The sequence below is a fragment of the Enterococcus sp. OL5 genome (assembly GCF_006491895.1).
GTDB lineage: Bacteria > Bacillota > Bacilli > Lactobacillales > Enterococcaceae > Enterococcus_D > Enterococcus_D innesii.
Genome location: NZ_VHIL01000003.1, coordinates 263,423 through 280,221, shown reverse-complemented (window position 1 = coordinate 280,221; position 16,799 = coordinate 263,423). Strand labels below are relative to the sequence as shown.

The 16,799-nt window shown below is 42.5% G+C and carries 16 protein-coding genes; 9 read left to right on the top strand and 7 right to left on the bottom strand.

Annotation, left to right across the window (positions count from 1 at the left end):
* Nucleotides 1–26: 26 nt before the first annotated feature.
* From FJU10_RS19000 to FJU10_RS05540, 3 genes are read right to left on the bottom strand one after another with little or no spacing between them, the layout of a single operon-like run.
* Nucleotides 27–188 (bottom strand): hypothetical protein, encoded by a 162-nt coding sequence (locus tag FJU10_RS19000; protein WP_005233739.1) that lies wholly within the window; start codon nucleotides 186–188, stop codon nucleotides 27–29.
* Between the two features lie 33 nt (nucleotides 189–221).
* Nucleotides 222–572: a hypothetical protein gene (locus FJU10_RS05545; RefSeq protein WP_005233740.1), complete on the bottom strand. Its 351-nt coding sequence runs from the start codon at nucleotides 570–572 to the stop codon at nucleotides 222–224.
* A gap of 19 nt (nucleotides 573–591) precedes the next feature.
* Nucleotides 592–1,614, bottom strand: coding sequence for a lactonase family protein (locus tag FJU10_RS05540; RefSeq protein WP_034878296.1), 1,023 nt, complete (start codon nucleotides 1,612–1,614; stop codon nucleotides 592–594).
* Nucleotides 1,615–1,732: 118 nt separating this feature from the next.
* On the opposite strand from FJU10_RS05540, the gene FJU10_RS05535 reads away from it, so the two are divergent.
* The 8 genes from FJU10_RS05535 to FJU10_RS05500 all read left to right on the top strand — a co-directional run bounded on the left by FJU10_RS05535 (nucleotide 1,733) and on the right by FJU10_RS05500 (nucleotide 10,527).
* Nucleotides 1,733–2,086 (top strand): PTS glucitol/sorbitol transporter subunit IIA, encoded by a 354-nt coding sequence (locus tag FJU10_RS05535; RefSeq protein ID WP_077452244.1) that lies wholly within the window; start codon nucleotides 1,733–1,735, stop codon nucleotides 2,084–2,086.
* A gap of 15 nt (nucleotides 2,087–2,101) precedes the next feature.
* Nucleotides 2,102–3,283: an AI-2E family transporter gene (locus FJU10_RS05530; protein ID WP_077452243.1), complete on the top strand. Its 1,182-nt coding sequence runs from the start codon at nucleotides 2,102–2,104 to the stop codon at nucleotides 3,281–3,283.
* A gap of 280 nt (nucleotides 3,284–3,563) precedes the next feature.
* On the top strand, nucleotides 3,564–4,133 hold the full coding sequence (locus FJU10_RS05525) for a TetR/AcrR family transcriptional regulator (RefSeq protein ID WP_140965362.1): 570 nt from the start codon (nucleotides 3,564–3,566) through the stop codon (nucleotides 4,131–4,133).
* A gap of 33 nt (nucleotides 4,134–4,166) precedes the next feature.
* Complete coding sequence (locus tag FJU10_RS05520; RefSeq protein ID WP_140965361.1) at nucleotides 4,167–4,703, top strand: flavodoxin domain-containing protein; 537 nt, start codon at nucleotides 4,167–4,169, stop codon at nucleotides 4,701–4,703.
* A gap of 562 nt (nucleotides 4,704–5,265) precedes the next feature.
* Nucleotides 5,266–6,156: an ROK family protein gene (locus FJU10_RS05515; protein WP_086291657.1), complete on the top strand. Its 891-nt coding sequence runs from the start codon at nucleotides 5,266–5,268 to the stop codon at nucleotides 6,154–6,156.
* 129 nt (nucleotides 6,157–6,285) lie between these two features.
* On the top strand, nucleotides 6,286–8,553 hold the full coding sequence (locus tag FJU10_RS05510) for a helix-turn-helix domain-containing protein (RefSeq protein WP_140965360.1): 2,268 nt from the start codon (nucleotides 6,286–6,288) through the stop codon (nucleotides 8,551–8,553).
* Nucleotides 8,554–8,572: 19 nt separating this feature from the next.
* On the top strand, nucleotides 8,573–9,874 hold the full coding sequence (locus FJU10_RS05505) for a family 20 glycosylhydrolase (RefSeq protein ID WP_140965359.1): 1,302 nt from the start codon (nucleotides 8,573–8,575) through the stop codon (nucleotides 9,872–9,874).
* A gap of 152 nt (nucleotides 9,875–10,026) precedes the next feature.
* Nucleotides 10,027–10,527, top strand: a complete 501-nt coding sequence (locus FJU10_RS05500) for a GNAT family N-acetyltransferase (protein WP_140965358.1) — start codon at nucleotides 10,027–10,029, stop codon at nucleotides 10,525–10,527.
* A gap of 239 nt (nucleotides 10,528–10,766) precedes the next feature.
* Here the strand turns inward: FJU10_RS05500 and FJU10_RS05495 are convergent, their stop codons facing one another.
* From FJU10_RS05495 to FJU10_RS05480, 4 genes are read right to left on the bottom strand one after another with little or no spacing between them, the layout of a single operon-like run.
* Nucleotides 10,767–12,071, bottom strand: a complete 1,305-nt coding sequence (locus FJU10_RS05495) for an alpha-L-fucosidase (protein ID WP_140965357.1) — start codon at nucleotides 12,069–12,071, stop codon at nucleotides 10,767–10,769.
* 25 nt (nucleotides 12,072–12,096) lie between these two features.
* On the bottom strand, nucleotides 12,097–12,594 hold the full coding sequence (locus tag FJU10_RS05490; protein ID WP_140965356.1) for a hypothetical protein: 498 nt from the start codon (nucleotides 12,592–12,594) through the stop codon (nucleotides 12,097–12,099).
* Between the two features lie 18 nt (nucleotides 12,595–12,612).
* Nucleotides 12,613–14,484: a beta-N-acetylhexosaminidase gene (locus FJU10_RS05485; RefSeq protein ID WP_140965355.1), complete on the bottom strand. Its 1,872-nt coding sequence runs from the start codon at nucleotides 14,482–14,484 to the stop codon at nucleotides 12,613–12,615.
* Between the two features lie 15 nt (nucleotides 14,485–14,499).
* Nucleotides 14,500–15,129: a YesL family protein gene (locus FJU10_RS05480; RefSeq protein ID WP_140965354.1), complete on the bottom strand. Its 630-nt coding sequence runs from the start codon at nucleotides 15,127–15,129 to the stop codon at nucleotides 14,500–14,502.
* A gap of 297 nt (nucleotides 15,130–15,426) precedes the next feature.
* Between FJU10_RS05480 and FJU10_RS05470 the strand changes: the two genes are divergently transcribed.
* Complete coding sequence (locus FJU10_RS05470; protein ID WP_140965353.1) at nucleotides 15,427–16,785, top strand: alpha-L-fucosidase; 1,359 nt, start codon at nucleotides 15,427–15,429, stop codon at nucleotides 16,783–16,785.
* Nucleotides 16,786–16,799 lie beyond the last annotated feature (14 nt).

The following is a 16,799-nucleotide window of genomic DNA, read 5'->3' as shown; positions in this document are numbered from 1 at the left end:
ATGAAGGAATCATCGCAGGCTGTTTCTTAATTTTCTACATTACGTACATAATCATCAAAGTACTTTACCAAATCCGCTTTGACTTGTTGATAGTCTTCTTCGGAATAGTCTTTGTCTTCTAGTTTTGCTTCGAAAAATGGCATCGCCAATTCTTCTCGTAAACGATCCAACACTTGTTCTTGGTTCATAACGTCACCTTTTTCACTTTTGATTTGATTTCATCATAACAAATGAAATGAGGCTGTCAATGCTTCGTAAGTGTCTTTCATTTTTTCTAAACGATTTTTTAAAGAAACAAAGTCATCGTCATCATGAAAAAGGACTTGTTTTAATTCAAAATAATAGATCTCAAAAGCATCAAAGAAAGCAATGACTTCCGCTGTTTGCAGCTCTTTGGCAGTATCGCAGCGAATATAGGCTTTTTCAGCGATCGCATACGTTTCCGCAGTCGTTAATAGGACCAATGATTCATTGTACTTGCGGCTCGTCACTAGTTCAAAGGTTGACTGACATTTATTGTAGATATTAGAAAAATCTTTGAGCACAAGTTCCTTTGGTGTTTTATCAAACATGGGGGAATCCTCCAAAACTTTATTTTTTGAATAAGACGCAGACACATTCTGGTGCGTAGATGTCTTTTTCTAAGACAGTCAATTTGCCAGTGGCTTCATCGCGTTTGTATAACGTTAGGTTATCAGAATTTTGGTTGGCACAAACCAGATAATCGTTTGTCGGGTCCAAATCGAAATCGCGAGGGAAGTCGCCTTCTGTTGAGATTGATTGAACAAAAGCCAGACCAGCGCCTTCATCGGTTACTTCAAAAACAGCGATTGAATTATGGCCGCGATTTGAGCTGTAAACAAAACGTCCATCGTTCGAGATACGTACCGCAGCACCACTGTTGAAATCCGTAAAGTCCGCAGGGATCGTTGGCACTTTTTGGATTTTCTCAAAACTGCCATCTGCTTGATTGTAGCGTAAAACAGTCAATGAGCTGTCTAATTCGCCCACTAAGTAAGCGTATTGGTTATTTGGATGGAAGACCAAGTGACGTGGACCAGTTCCGTCTTCTGCCACATAGACAGCAACTTCTGTCAGTTTGCCATCTTCTGAAATATCATAAGTATAGACCCGGTCCGTTCCAAGGTCACAAACTGCTAAACGTTGGTCTGGTGTTAAGTCAGTATAATGGACATGAGGTTTGTCTTGGTTTTCATGAGAGCCGACGGGTTCATCATGGTAGATGCTGTCTGTTGCTTCGATGCTGCCATCTTCTAGAATTTTATAAACATTCACTTCACCTTTGTGGTAGTTGGCACCATATAAAAGCTGACGGTTTTCATCAACTGCTACATAGCAAAGGGGTGCGCCTTCTTCCGTTGCGGTATTCAGCAAGGTAAAGTCTGGAGTATAAGCAGCGGCGCCGCCGTTGCCAGCTACTTCTGTGACGCTGTAAACTGCTTCTTTTTTACTGCGGGCAAGATAAGTCGGACTTTTTTCTTCCGCACATAAGGTCAAATCGGTCAGTGTTCCTTTTTCCGTATCTAAAGCGATCGAATAGATCCCTTTACTTTCGCGACGAGTGTACGTACCTAAATAAATCGTTTGCAACATAAAAAAACCTCCTAATAGTTTCATTCCTCTTTAATTCTACCATAGAATGCGGTTTTGGGCGGGTAGAAAAACTCTTTATGTTATAATAAACGAGAAGATAGAAAGGGGAGTTTGTCATATGAAAAAAGGGACGATCAAAGAAATTGGTCCACAAGCGATCGATTCACAAGAAAGAATGATCATCTTCTTTGGGGAAGAAGCGACCGACACACTGCGAGAATATTCAGTCATTCAAACGATTCCTGATTCGCAAGCGTTAGTCGTCAAAAAAGGGAATCAGATCACTTTTGGTGATCAGACCTATCAAGTCCAATATGTAGGAACGGTGGCTAACCAAATCCTGCAAACGATCCAGCATGTGACCTTTGTCTTTGACGAAGAGCCGGCTGAAGATCCGCTTTCAAGTGCGATTTATTTAACGCCAACTGTTTTGCCGAACCTCGAAGTCGGCATGCAAGTGACGTACAACTAGGAGGCAAAGAATGTCATGAAAGAAACGCAGAAAAAGCCGCATTCCTGGTTTTGGAAATGGTTTTTAAACAATCAAGCAGTGACTAGCTTGCTGGTCATTTTATTGATTCTCTTGATTTTGCTGCTCTTTACGAAAGTGTCGTATTTGTTTGAACCTGTCTGGCAATTTTTAGCTATCGTCGGATTGCCAATCATTTTGGCGGGCATTTTATATTACTTGATGAATCCAACAGTTGACTACTTAGAACGAAAAGGGATCAAGCGAATCTACAGTATTTTCGGTCTCTTTATTTTAGTGGTTGGTCTGATCGTCTGGGGTGTGGTGGTGATCATCCCTAAGATTCAAGAGCAATCCATGAGTTTTGCGGATAATTTGCCAGGCTACTTGACGATTATTGAGAATAAGGTGAATGAAATCTTGTCTGATCCAATCTTCTCGCAAGTCCAAGAGCAGATCGAAGCTTCCAATGAGAAGTTGATTTCTTCTCTGACGGATATCGTCCAAAACCTTTCCCGCAGCACGATTCAAAATCTAGGTAGTTTCTTCGGGGCTGTTGCGACGATCGTTTTAGCGGTCATTACCATGCCGTTTATTTTGTTCTACCTACTGAAAGATGGCCGCAAACTAGCCCCTTATTTTGTCAAATTTTTACCAACCAAAATGCGCCAGCCGTCACTGATCGTTTTAAAAGAAATGAATGACCAGGTATCCTCCTATATTCGGGGACAGCTGACAGTGGCGTTTGCGGTCGCAGTGATGTTTATGATCGGCTTTAGTATTATTGGCTTAGATTATGCCATCACACTAGGCATTGCAGCTGGCTTTTTAAATTTGATCCCTTATTTAGGATCTTTTTTGGCCATGATTCCAGCGGTCTTTTTAGGAATTGTTGGTGGGCCGGTATTGCTGATCCAAGTCCTGATCGTCTTTGTCATTGAGCAGACCATTGAAGGACGCTTGATCTCACCGTTAGTTTTAGGAAACGAATTGTCGATCCATCCTGTCACGATTCTTTTAGTCCTCTTGACTTCAGGAAAACTATTTGGCCTTGTTGGGGTCATTTTAGGGATTCCTGTCTATGCAGCTGCCAAGGTGATCATTACCCATGTATTTGAATGGTATACGCGGGTTTCCTCCTTGTATGAAGACGAAGAACCGATCCCCGAAGCACCATCAGAGGAGACACCCGAAGTCTAGCAACTTCGAATGTAAAAGAGTCCATACGTATTATCAACGGTACAGCCTTTTTCTGTGGGCTGTATCTTTTTTGTGCGGATAAAACAACCAGTATCGTTATAAACTGAATAGCGTATAAATTTGAGTAGACTATGAGAGGTGGGGCTGACAGAAACGCTGCCCACTTATTTCCAGAAAGAGGATCGAAAGGTGTCTCGAAACGGATTGACTTCTAAGGATCAAATAAATATAATTGAGTTATATAAATTGTTTATATAACTAAGGTATAGGAGTATGATGGATGCCAAAACAACGAATAACAAAGGAAATGGTGGTTGATGCTGCCTTTGAGATTGCGCGAAAAGGCGGTATGGAGCAAGTGATCGTCAAGAACATTGCCGAGAAGTTAGGCTGTTCAGTCCAGCCGATTTATAGTTACTGCACCAATATGGAGGGGCTGCGGACCGAGGTAGAACAGAGAGCACGGCAATTTTTACAAGAGTATTTAGCAGCCCATATTGACAAGCGTGATTTGTTTCGTAGTACTGGACATGCGTATGTGCAACTGGCGAAAGAAGAACCCCATGTTTTGAGAATTTTTGTATTACAAAAAAGAGCGAATGTTTCTTCATTAGAAGAGCTGTATCAGTTGGAAACGAATCCTCAAGTAGCAAAAAGGATTGTCGCCGATTTGAACATTAGCATAGAAACCGCCAAACAGCTACACTTGCATATGCTGATTTACACCATCGGAATCGGCACGATTTTCTCAGTAACGACACCCGGTATTCCACTAGATGAAATCTATGCACAACAGGAAAAAGCGTACGAAATGTTTTTGAAACAGGCAATAGATTCCACAGAAAAATAAGTCGCAGTCCTAACTGCAGGGAGGAGTTCCCCCATGAAAAACGGCATTATTGTTTACCAATCGAAATACGGCGCTGTCAAAAAGTATGTTCACTGGCTTCAAGAAGCAACAGGTTTTTCTAGCGTAGAAACTCCAAAAGCGAAAATAGCTGAAGTAATGGATTATGACACAATTATCTTCTGTGGGGGAATCTATGCTTCCGGCATTGCTGGACTGTCCTTTTTAAAAAAGAATAGCAATCAACTAAAAGGCAAAGCGATATTTATCTTTTGTGCGGGAGCTTCTGCTCCTGAAGAAGATGTTGTGAAAAAACTCAGAGAACAGAATCTCACGGGTCCGCTAAAGGACATTCCCCTTTTTTACGGAAGAGGGCAATGGCAGGAAAGCAAAATGACCTTTTTTGATCGGACCTTAGTGAAGATGTTAAGAAAAGCTGCCGCTAAAAAAGAGCCACATACCTATGACCCACAGACGAAGGCGCTCATGGAAGCCAATGGACAAGATTGCGATTGGACGGATAAAAAGTACTTGGTTCCGTTGGTGAATTATTTGGAACAGGAACTGTTTTGAAAGAGCAAACAAGTTTTTTGAGGTTTTATGAATCAAAGGAACAATGATAAGTCAGAGAAAAAAATGAAGTGTTCTTACTACGCATTTATGTTCTGTTTGCTACCAAGAATTTGCCAATATGTTCTTAGAAAGTTTTCAATCTATTTCTAAAAATCAATGATTAAATCGAATACCGATCACGCATGGGCTGATTCCTTATGTGTGATCGCTTTTTTTGTTTTTATCCACATCGCTTATCCCATTAGAAAAAGAGATGCAACGGCTTCCTTTTTTAGTTTCTCAGTTAACTACATCCAATGAGGTCGTTTTTTGCTTTGAATGAGGCAAATTCTTGTGAAGTTGAGGGGGACATCAGCTCTTTCAAGTGCTAGAAAAATAAGTTACGAAGCTATCGCTGGCTTTTTAATGGTCCTCTTTTTAAATGCCAAAAATCTTCTATTTCGCGCTTTTTCAATGCTTTAAAGGATTTGACACATTGCTGCAAGAAATACATATGGTCGAGAAAAACATCGGTTGCGTATACTGAATCTAAGACAAAAGAAAACCTTGTGAGGTCAACAAAATGTGGATTTTAGCAATTGATATTGGCGGTACTGCTATTAAATGTGGGTTAGTGAATAGTCAGGGGGAACGTAAACAATTGACTCAATTTCCCATGAACAAGGAATATTCCACAGTCACGCAACGTATATGTCGACAGATCGATGCATGTTATGCAGCAGCATTTGATGGCATTGCTATTAGCTCAACGGGACTGGTTGATCCCCGAAGCCAAGAAATCGGCATGACATCCCCTTTATATGAAGGATTTGGTAAAAGACTGGTTAAGCATTTGCGCAGTACATACCAATGTCCAGTGGCTGCCGAAAATGATGGCAACTGTGCGTTATTGGCAGAAAAGTGGTTGGGTCACGCTCAAAATTGTGCGTCCTTTGCGACAATTGTTCTAGGTACATCCGTTGGCGGTGGCTTGATGATCGATCATCAACTGGTTCGCGGCAAACACTTACTAGCAGGAGAGTTTGGTTATATGCTTTTTCCGACCGAAAGGAAGGATTGGGAACTTTGGAGCATCGCAGGGTCAACCAGAACCTTAGTAGAGAAAACAGCAAAACGCATCGGAGACCCAACAATCAATGGTCAGCGTATTGATACACTGGTTCAAGAACAAGATCCGCGATGTCTGCCAGTAGTAGCTGATTTTGTCGATAAGCTGGCGGCAGCTTGCTATAGCCTGCAATATATGATTGATCCGGAAATCATCTTGATTGGCGGTGGAATCAGTGCGAGCCGTTTCTTGATCCCACATGTAAACGCACGATTAGCTATGATTGCTGAGCAGATTCCCAGTACGGTTATCGTGCCCAAAATTTGTGCCTGTCGTTTCGGCAATGAATCTAATTTGTTGGGGGCTTGTTATAACTGGTTAAGAATATACAAGCCTGATAGCTGACTTGTAAAAAAGCATTGTTTTTTATTGAAATAAAGCGTATTTTATTAGAGTATCATACATTCTTTTCTCCTAAATAAGTACCGATAAATGAAAGCGTTTTTGAGCTTTCGAAATAACAGAGAATAGGTGATGCAAATGGGAAAGTACACGGAACTGAATCGTCAAAAACTATTTAGGGGAATCATTCGTGCCATCAGCTCTTATTTAATCGTGTTTTTAGTGCCTTTTTTAGCCGTGTCATGGATTTGGTATGATACCTCTGTCAAAAGTATCAATGAACAAGTGATGCTGACCGCTAGAAACCAATTAATTCAGTTGAAATATTCTTTAGAAAATACGTTTATTCAATTGAATTATCTGACGCAAAAAATGACCAATGATCATGTTGTCTCATTGACATATTTGCAGCATCCTTACTTGACCAAAGAAGCAAGAGAGGCCATGCAAACATACAAAATCACCAACGACTTAGTCGAAGAAGTCTATTTATATTATAAAGAGTCCCCAGCAACCTTGTATTCAACCGTAGGATCATTCTCTTTTGACACATTTTTGAAAAAAGTACTGCCGAAAAATGAAATGGGCCAGGAACAGTTAGCCGCACAATTGGATTCCTCAGCGCCTACATTGTTGACATTAGAAGGCGCCGGTGAGGAGCAGCGATATTCCCGTTTCTTTTATATCGTTCCCATTCAAAGTGAAGAGATGACTGTCTATGGCTCAGCGATCTATGAAATCAAAGAGAACAATTTGAAGAGAATTCTTGATCTCAGCAATAACGATGGGATCAGTAACACCTATATTATCAATGATGAGTACCAGTTATTAGCCAGTACCACCAATGATGAGTTAGCGCGCTTTTTAAATCATCCCGAACGCATGAAAAAAGGCATTCAAACAGGACGAATGCGGTTTGAACAATCAACGTATTTTGTTCAAGCGATTGCCAATAATGAATTGAATATTTCAGTGGTAGCCGTTGCTAATCCGAATCAAGCGCTGGCATCGGTCAACCGTGTACAAGAGCAGTTCGTCTTAGTATTTATCGCCATATTATTTACGGGTATCACTGCAGTCGTGATGCTTGGGTTACGTAGTTATCGCCCAATTCGCAAAATCGAAAATCTGGTTCAGGAGTTTCATCGGGACCCCAAAATGACCCTTCATTCGATGGATGATGTCCATAATACCTTGGCGGCATTTTTGGTTGAGCACCAAGAACTACATCAGGAAGTCCGCCTGCAAACACCTCATGCCAGAGAGCAAGTGCTGCGCAAATTAATGAGCGGACGTTTTCGGTCCGAGCAAGAACTGGCTTTGCTTTTAGAAGCGGTTCATGTCTGCTTTCCTAAGTCAAATTACTTTGTGATCGCCATCGATACGAAAACTGTGGATTCCAAAGCCAAGCAAGGAGATAAAAAATTTCTGATCGATTATATCGAGGAAATCAAAGAGGCGGATTATACGGCATATGCGACGGAAATTTTATCCAAAGAAATGTTAGCCTTGACCGTAGGGTTTGTTGATGGCAAAGAACAACAAGAAATTGTGGATGCCATTGCGGAAAAAATTACCCATGCGATCTCCCTAACACCCACAATGGGTGTCGGTATGACGGTCGATCAACTAACCGCCATCAATGAATCCTATATCGAAGGGTTGGCAGCACTGGAAAATCAAGGGAGTCAAGGCAAGCAAATCAGCTACTATGCGGAGCTTTCCAAAGAGACCAATCATTTGCCAATCAATTACCCAGACAATCAAAAATTAAAATTGATCCAAGCCTTGAATCAAGGAAATATTGAGATTGCCAGTGAAACGATCCAGCGGTTGATCGAAGAAGGCGAGAGTAAACAGACTTCGCCTCGTGTCCAAAAAATGTATGGCTACTACTTGTTGAATACGATCGCGCAAGTCGGCGGTGAATTGGTGGGGGCAGAAGTACTGCATACCGCTTCTGAAAGTGCTGATTTCAACAGCTTGAATCAATTGCAGTCTGCCTTGTTAACGATTGCCCAGCAGATTTGCACGAAGGTGCAGAAACAGCCGCTGGATGACGAGTCGGAAATGAATGAGAAAATCTTCAGTTTTATCCAAGAAAATTACCATTCCTCACAGCTCTCCTTGGAATCGGTGGCAGAGGAGGTTGGTGTTTCTGTCTCTTATGTCAGCCGTTTTGTAAAAAAAGAAAGCGGCAAAACCTTCTCCAAATATATTCAAGAACTAAGACTGAAAAAAATCAAAAAGGAACTGATTGAAACAGATTTGCCAATCAAAGAAATTATTCGCAACAATGGGTATTATGATGTTTCCAATTATACGAGAAAGTTCCGAAAAATAGTGGGTGTGACACCAGGGCAATACCGTGAAATGAACCAAAAAATGAGAAATTATTGAAAGTATGGGGGAAAATGAGATGAACAAACAAGTTGATTTGACAAAAGTTCAGCAACGAGCAGCCGTCTTTTTTGAGGAAATAGGTTGGCAGTCGGCGAAAGATCCGTTACCGAAAATAGTGATCGATCCGCAGCTGGATGCTGATTTTCGATTTGAAAACCAAACAATCAGTGTGTCCTCGCCAGAACATGCCTTTTACGCGTTAACCAAATATGGCCGAGATCAGGCGACGGGTCAATTAGCACAGAAAAGCTATCTAGCAGCGCTTAAAGAACGCTGTCTGATGATCGATATCGGGCGCAAATTTTATTCGCTAGCTGATTTGAAAGCAATCGTCCGCAGCATGGCTTGCTTCCAATTCACGCATCTGCAACTTCATTTTTCGGAAAACGAAGGCTTTCGGATTGAATCCCAGCAATTTCCAGAAATTGTTTCGGAAGAATATTTGACCAAGCAGGAGATTCGTGAATTGATTGCGTATGCCCAAAACCATGAAATTGCCATCATCCCTGATTTTGATTCTCCTGGTCATTTGCGACAAGTGTTGGCTCAAAAACCTCAGTGGCAATTGCCGACAGCAGCTGGCACGCGTGATGATCGAGCACTAAACATTTTGGATTCAGAAGCGGTAGCCTTTATTCAGGAAGTTTATCGGGAATATGCGCAACTGTTTGAAGACAGCACTTATTTTCACATCGGGGCCGATGAGTTTATTGATTTTGACCAGTTAGAAAACTTTCCACAAATGATCGAAGCAGCCCGCGAGCGCTATGGGGAAAAAGCCAGCGGAATCGAAGTCTTTATTGATTATGTCAATGAGCTGGCGGTCTTTGTTGAAAGTCTCGGCTTTGTTGTGCGGGTCTGGAATGATGGTTTTTACCGCTTGAATCGCCAAGAGCAGACAACGTTGACGGAGAATTGCCAAATCTCCTATTGGACCCGTTGGAACCAAAATATGGCGCCGACGGATGTCTTTTTTGAAAAGGGCTATACCATGATCAATCACAATGATAATTTTTTCTATTATGTCTTAGGAGAAGCGGCAGGGTATACCTATCCAACTTACGAAAAAATCAGCAATGAATTCCAGTTGACGACGTTTGCCAATGGACAACAAGTTGCACAGGAACAGCTTGCCCAAACACAGGCGATCGCCTTATCCGTCTGGGCGGATGTACCTGAGGCTCAGACTAGCCGTGAAGTGATCCAAGCGATTTTTTGGCTCCAAGCGGCCATTAGCCAAAAAGTTTATAATGAGCCAAACCGACCAAAAGAGACATTTCAAAAGCTTTATGATGGGTGGAAAGCGACCTTCAGCTGATTGTTAGAGGAATTGGGTGAAAGGGTGCATCGCTAACAATCCCTGTTGCTTTCTTTATGCTGAATAAGTTTAGCGACAAGTGAAACAACAGCCAATAGTATTTTTGATAAAATGAACGTAACTCCGAGTGAGGGGAGAAATGGAGCAAATAAGTGATCATAGATATTCAACCGTTGAAGAGGAAAGATATTCTTGAAATGGATCAAATGTTTTTAAAGCAAGGGTGGCCTTCTCGCCAGCAGCTCTTGATGGAGTATTTAAATGAGCAAGAAACGGGGGAGAGATACGTTTTGCTTGCCAAAATAAACAACAAAACTGCCGGGTATTTGACTTTGGTCCCTCTAGCAAAGCATGGGCCATTTAAAGGCTTGTATCCAGAAATTGCGGATTTTAATGTTTTTGAATCCTATCAAAAACAAGGGGTAGGCAGTCAGCTTTTAAAAGCAGCCGAAGAAAAGGCACGAGAAATAGCTGCCGTGGTGACTTTGGGGGTAGGTTTACACACTGGTTATGGATCGGCCCAGAGACTGTATGTAAAACAAGGCTATATTCCAGATGGGTCTGGTGTTTGGTTCAATAATCAGAATTGTGCGATGAATGCGCCTTGTTGTAACAATGACGATCTTGTTCTTTATTTGTCCAAGGAACTTTAAACCTTCTGTGGTAAGTACCGTTAAGGATGGATTAAGCAAGCAACTCGTCTGGATGTTCTCATCACCTGTTCAACAAGCTAGTTCGCTACTTTCGTATAACTGAATTTGGGGAGTTCTTGAAAAAATAGCCATAAAAAATGACTAGAAACGATCAGTTTCTAGTCATTTTTTGGTAAAGAAAGTAAGGACAATGTTTTTGTATCAATAAAAATATTCATTTAGCACAGTGCAATAGGCGCTTATGTTTCTTTTAAAGTGATTTCGACCACTGGTACCAACACATCTGGTGGGCAGGCGGGTAAGCTGAGAACAAGGTCCTCTTTGTTGATGATGGCTTCCGTTGAAGTGAGAACTTCCTCGGGATCAAATCCTCGATAAAACAACTCGGAACCATCATGTAAGAAACGGATATGCTTCACGCATCCTGCAAGTCCCGGAAGATGCAAGGATTTGTAGGGATAGGAGAAGAGGTGCAAGTAAAGTTTATTCCCGTTTTGGGTGTAGCGACTGTCAATAGGCGATTGAAAAGAGCTGGCACCACAGCCGATAATCGCTTGCTGATGATAATGCATCCATGAACCGATGGCTTCTAAATGGCTGCGAGTTGGTAAGTTGATTTCTCCACGAGCAGTCGGGCCGATATTTAAGAGAAAGTTCCCATCTTTTGCTACTGTGTCAATCAGCATTTTGGTCATCATTTCACTGGATTTCCAGTGCTGAGCATCACGATCATAGCCCCACGTTTCGTACATCGTTTGGCACGCTTCCCATATTAAAGGCAATCCATCCGCTTCTAATGGTTTGTCTGGTTGGAATTGCTCAGGGGTGGTAATCCCGCGGTCCAAATCCAAACGGTCATTCAGCAGCATGTTCGGTTGCAGGTTTCGACAAATTTTTTCGATCCGTTCGCTATCCCAGTCGGCGGCACCTTTGCCTTTTGACCAGCCCCAATCTCGATGGCTATAAGGAAAATCAAACCACATATAATCAATGGTCCCATAATTGGTCAATAGTTCGGTGACTTGACCAGCCAAAAAATCTTGATAACGGCGCATGTCCCGCTGGTCATTAGTTTGACGGGCTTGAATAGTCTCTCGTTGCGGATGCAGTCCGTCGAGCGTGAAATCTGGATGATACCAATCGATCAGCGAATGATACAGTCCGACCTTAATGCCGACCTTGCGAAATGCCGGCAGCAGTTCTGCTAAGAGGTCTCGCTTGAATGGGGTGTTGGTTACTTTGTAGTCGCTGAGCGCGGTGTCCCAAAGGGCAAAGCCTTCATGATGTTTCGTCGTGAAGACCATGTATTTAAAACCGGCCTTCTTTGCGGTTTGAGCCCATTCCTCCGCGTTGAAAAGATCAGGATCAAACTGAGAAAAATAGTTCTCGCGATAGGTGGTAGGTTCAATTTTTTCTGTCGTCATAAACCATTCGTGTCGAGCGCCAATACTGAATAGGCCGAAATGGATGAATAAGCCAAACCGATCATGGAGAAACCAGTTTGGGTCAGGGTAGATGGCAGGCCAATTCCTATACGTTCTCATTAAAAATCACTCCTTTTTCACTCACTTAAAGAAATTCTGTATTCGTCATGACTGTTTCTTGAATTTTCCAGCCATCTGCTTCCTTAACGAAAGTATGGTAAGCCTCTGTGATGTGATCACGGTAGGAAGAATCTTTTGGGCTGATCGTTTTCTGTTGCGCCGCGACCAGCATGGATCCTGTCTCTTGTTTAACGACTTCAAAAGAAAGCAGCGTGTGCTGCAGCTGTTCTTCTGCAAAAAAAGCAGCCAATTCTTGGGTCGTCTCTGCTCGCGCCGCTGCCACGAGCGTGGCGGCATAAGCTGTAGCGTCTTGGTCAGAGGCTGCTTGTAAATTTTCTTTCAGCACTGACAAACAAGCCTCCGCCGCTGCTTGATTTGTAATATTACCTGTCATCTCCAGTTTTTCTGAAGGTTGGGCATGAACTGGAGCAGAAGAATCGGTTGTTAGAAAATAGAGAAAGAATAGGCTAACAACAGCCAGCAAACTCACGATGATGGTTCGGCGCAGCAAGGATGTTTTCATAAGTTCTCACTCCTTCTTTTAAACATCAGAAATTTTCCCCGCACTATAGATTCCATGAAATAAATTGCGACCCACAGAAGTGTTGCCGCTGAAAGGGGTCACCATTGGTAAGGACGGTTGAGTCAATTCTTCCAAAGTATCGAGCTCCCCGTCCAAGAAGGCATTCAGCCGCCAGCGCGTCGTGTCACAGCGCATCAGCAGGGCCCCATAACGCAGATCGATACTCTCAAAACCAAACGGACGATTCCAATCAAACCAGACTTGACGATGGGCTTCGTAAAGGGATTGCAAGGCGGATTTATAGACACTGAGCTCATCGACTGCTTGATGCAGTCCGCTGCGATCCTTGCTTTTATAGGCGCTGGTGATCTGGTTGGTAATACAGGCTTTTTGTGCCAAAACATCAGCCAGCTGCTGATAAAAGGCAAACATCGTTTGTGTGTCCCGTGTTGCTTTCACAGCGGCCAACTCTTGAGCCAATGCTTGATAGTGGGATGCTAAAGAAAGATCGGTTAAGTTTTCCTGATACAAACCATACAGCAAGTCTTGGTAGAACAGCAGCTTGCTGGGGTTTTCTCCGTGAGGATTATTTTCTGGTACACCTGCAGTTTGATCAAAGCGATCAAGCAGTAAAAAGTCGTTGGCTATTGATTGGTGAAAGAGCTGAAATTTTTTAGTTAAATTCTCTAACGAAAGGTCGTTTCCAAACTGCGCTTCACTGAAATATTGTAAACCTAGTAGCGCAGCAATCAACGGTGTTTCAGCTCCGTCGTCGCCCCAAAGTGTGGCATAGACTTCCTGAACATCGTTTTCTTTGGCGGCTTGCAAGGCATGACGCATGGTGGCGAAACTTTTGCCATAGTTCGGCGCCAAACCGTTCCAAGTCCAGATACCTCCAGCAAAGACGATCGGCTGTTTTAATTCCCGATGTTTCGCAAACATTCGCTGATAAGAGGCATGATCATGGTGGTAATAATCCCAGTAAACCATTTTGACAGCAGGAAGGTCAGTAAACAATTCTGTTGGAAAACACACGTCTGGATCGTAATAATCACCCGTAGGTGCACCGATCCTAAAAAACATATCGCTCCACATCATCGGCTTAAAACCCACGTTTTGACAAAGCACAGCTACCCGCTGCAGATGTTCGGCCATAATTGAGAAACGGTCTTTTAAACCGTGCAATACCAAATATTTTCCTTTCCCCAATTGGTGAGCTTCATCCATGCCAATGTGTAGCTGATCCGTCGTAAAACACGAACGGATCGAACGGATCGCTGCTTCCAAAAAGGTATACGTTTCTTCTTCTCCCACCAGTAAAATATCTTCCGTGTCCCGAATGTTTTTAGCAAATCCCCATTTTAAGGGATTCGTTAAGTGTGCCAATGTTTGAATCGCCGGAATCAAAGTTACACCTATAGATTGCGCATAGCTATCAAGCTTCTTTAACTCAACTTGTGTATAACGGCCTCGTAAATGACCAAAATAAGGATACTCTGGAATTTCATAAGTGTCTTCCATATAAAGCATGAGGCGATTAAGCCCCATCTTGCTTGTCAATAGAATAACGCGTTGCAGTTTTTCAACGGTCATTACTGCATTGCGGGACAAATCGATCATTGGTCCAATTGCTTCAAAATGAGGGTGTTCCTCCAGGATATAGACAGGGCGGTCCTCATGCAACCACAAGGTCAACGCCCGAAACAAATGGGCTTTTTCTTGATAGTAAATGATTGTTTCTAGCGGACCGTGGCAAATTTTCAGAGAACCGGGCCGTTGAATCAGCTGTAATGGATGCCCTTGCGGTGATTCTCGCAACGCTAGTTCCGGTAGTATGTGACTAAAAAAATCATCAAGGTTTTCATTACTTTGGATAAAAATGTCTTTCATCACGAACGTCCCTTCTTAAGTTTCTTTTATCAGCAATGATTCTGAACGTTGGATCGCTTGAAAAGAGAACCAACTATTGGGAAAAAGGAAAAAAGGAACAAAGCCGATGACTAATAAAATCGGTAAAAAAGTCAAAATGATTGTAGTTACTAAGATTCCCAAAATCATCGCAATCGTTTGGGGAACACTGATAACCATCAGTATTACTGCTTGCTTAAAATAGTGAAGAAGGGGCAAGTCATAACGCAAATACACTGGCAGCAGATACAAGCTGATCAAAAGGGCACTGATAAACAACAGCAGCAAAAAAAAGTGAATCAAGCTATTTTGGATAAAGGTACTAGAGATGCGCAATTCTAGCCATAAGAAAAGCAGCAAACCCACTTGCATGGCTCCTAATTGATTGGCGCGACGGAAATTTTTTTTCACGACAGTTCTGAACCAAGGCTTAAAAGCCGCTGGTCGTCCCTTTTTTTGGAAACTGTCGAAAAAAGCTTGGATGATCGTAGCGGTGGCAGGAAAAATCCCTAAAAATATCCCGTATCGCAAAACCCAATAGAACCAAAGAAACTGCAATTTTAGGCAATGGAGGAGCCATTCACCGACTTGATAGGAAACATGATAAAGACCATTGGATTGTTTCATAAGATCCTCACTTTCTTACGGATAACCATATTGTATCCGCTTTAATTGTTGTTCTTATCGTACCATTGATCCATGGATAGTGGGCATGGATGAAAAAAACCACACATCTCATACAGGAAAAACACAGCAAATATGTTTGACCCGCTTTATTTCTCCTAACGTTTTTATGGAAGGAAGCTTTCTTCATTACAAATTTTGCAAACGCTCTTGCTTGGTTTAACACAGTGAAAAAAGTTACATATTGTTAGATGGACTTTTTTTCGCTTACATTTAGAACAAAGAAAGGAGTGCAAATGCATGACAAAAATTCGCGGCGATATTGAAGAAGCCAAGGAGAGAGAGCAAGCAGCGTGGGTCCCAGAAACAGAAATGCTCAAGCAGCGTCTGGAATGGTTTCAAGACTTGAAATTCGGAGTGATCTTCCATTATGGGCTGTATGCCGAAGCGGGGATCGTTGAATCATGGCAATTATCTGAAAAAGATGAATGGGCTAGAGAAAACCAGCCCTATCGAGAAACTATCGAAGCACTACGTTTGGATTATTGGCAGTTGATCAATCAATTTGAGCCGAAGAAGCTGGATACCCGCAAATGGGCCAAGATCTGTAAGGATGCAGGATTTAAGTACTGTTTGTTCACGACAAAGCATCATGACGGGTTTTCGATGTTCAATACTATGGAATCAGAGTTTAAAATCGGTGGGAAATTAAGTCCCTTTAAACGCGATATATTGCAAGAAGTGTTTACGGCATTTCGAGAAGTAGGGATTGCAACAGGAGCCTACTATTCTAAAGCTGACTGGTATTCTCCTTTTTACTGGTTGGATGATGATACCGTCAAAGGCCGTCATGCCAGCTACGACACCCACCTTCATCCAGAAATTTGGGCGCGCTATGTGTCGTTTGTGCATCGCCAGATTGCAGAGATTACTTCCAATTACGGAACAGTCGATTTTCTTTGGTTAGATGCCGGTTGGTGCGGACAAGGCAAAGAAGACCTACAAATGGATCGTTTAGCTGAGATTGCGCGTGAGAAACAGCCGGAATTGATCATCGTTGATCGGATGATGGGTGGCCGTCATGAAAATTATGTGACACCGGAACGCAAAATTCCTGCATTAGCGGAAATTCCTAAAAAAGTTTGGGAAAGCAATATCCCGATTGGGAATGATTGGGGCTATGTGCCGAATGATACCTTCAAGAGCAGCCAAGAACTGCTGGAAACCTTGATTGATGTAGTCAGCAAAGGGGGAAATTTGATTTTAGGTGTTGGCCCAACACCTGAGGGCGAATTTACATTCGAAGAGACCCAACGCTTAGAAGAAATCGGCCATTGGTTGGCGCTATATGGTGAAGGCATCTATGAAACGCGGGCGAGACCAACAGCTTGGCCAAATGAATGGCATTTGACCTATCAAAAAGACGGCAAGGCTCATTTTGCATTTCGCAGTATCGCTGCAGTGGTTTGCGAACAGATTCCTTTAACAGAGATCGGAGCAACTGAAGAAGACGAGCTAATTGATCTAGCTACTAAAAAACCGTTACCAATCTATAAAAATGCTGATGAACCGTATCTCTTATGGTCGGATATCAGCCACCCGAACGTTGGGGCAGTTGGGATTCGCGTTTCGACACATAGGAAAAAAAATACACATTGATTTGAAAGCGAATA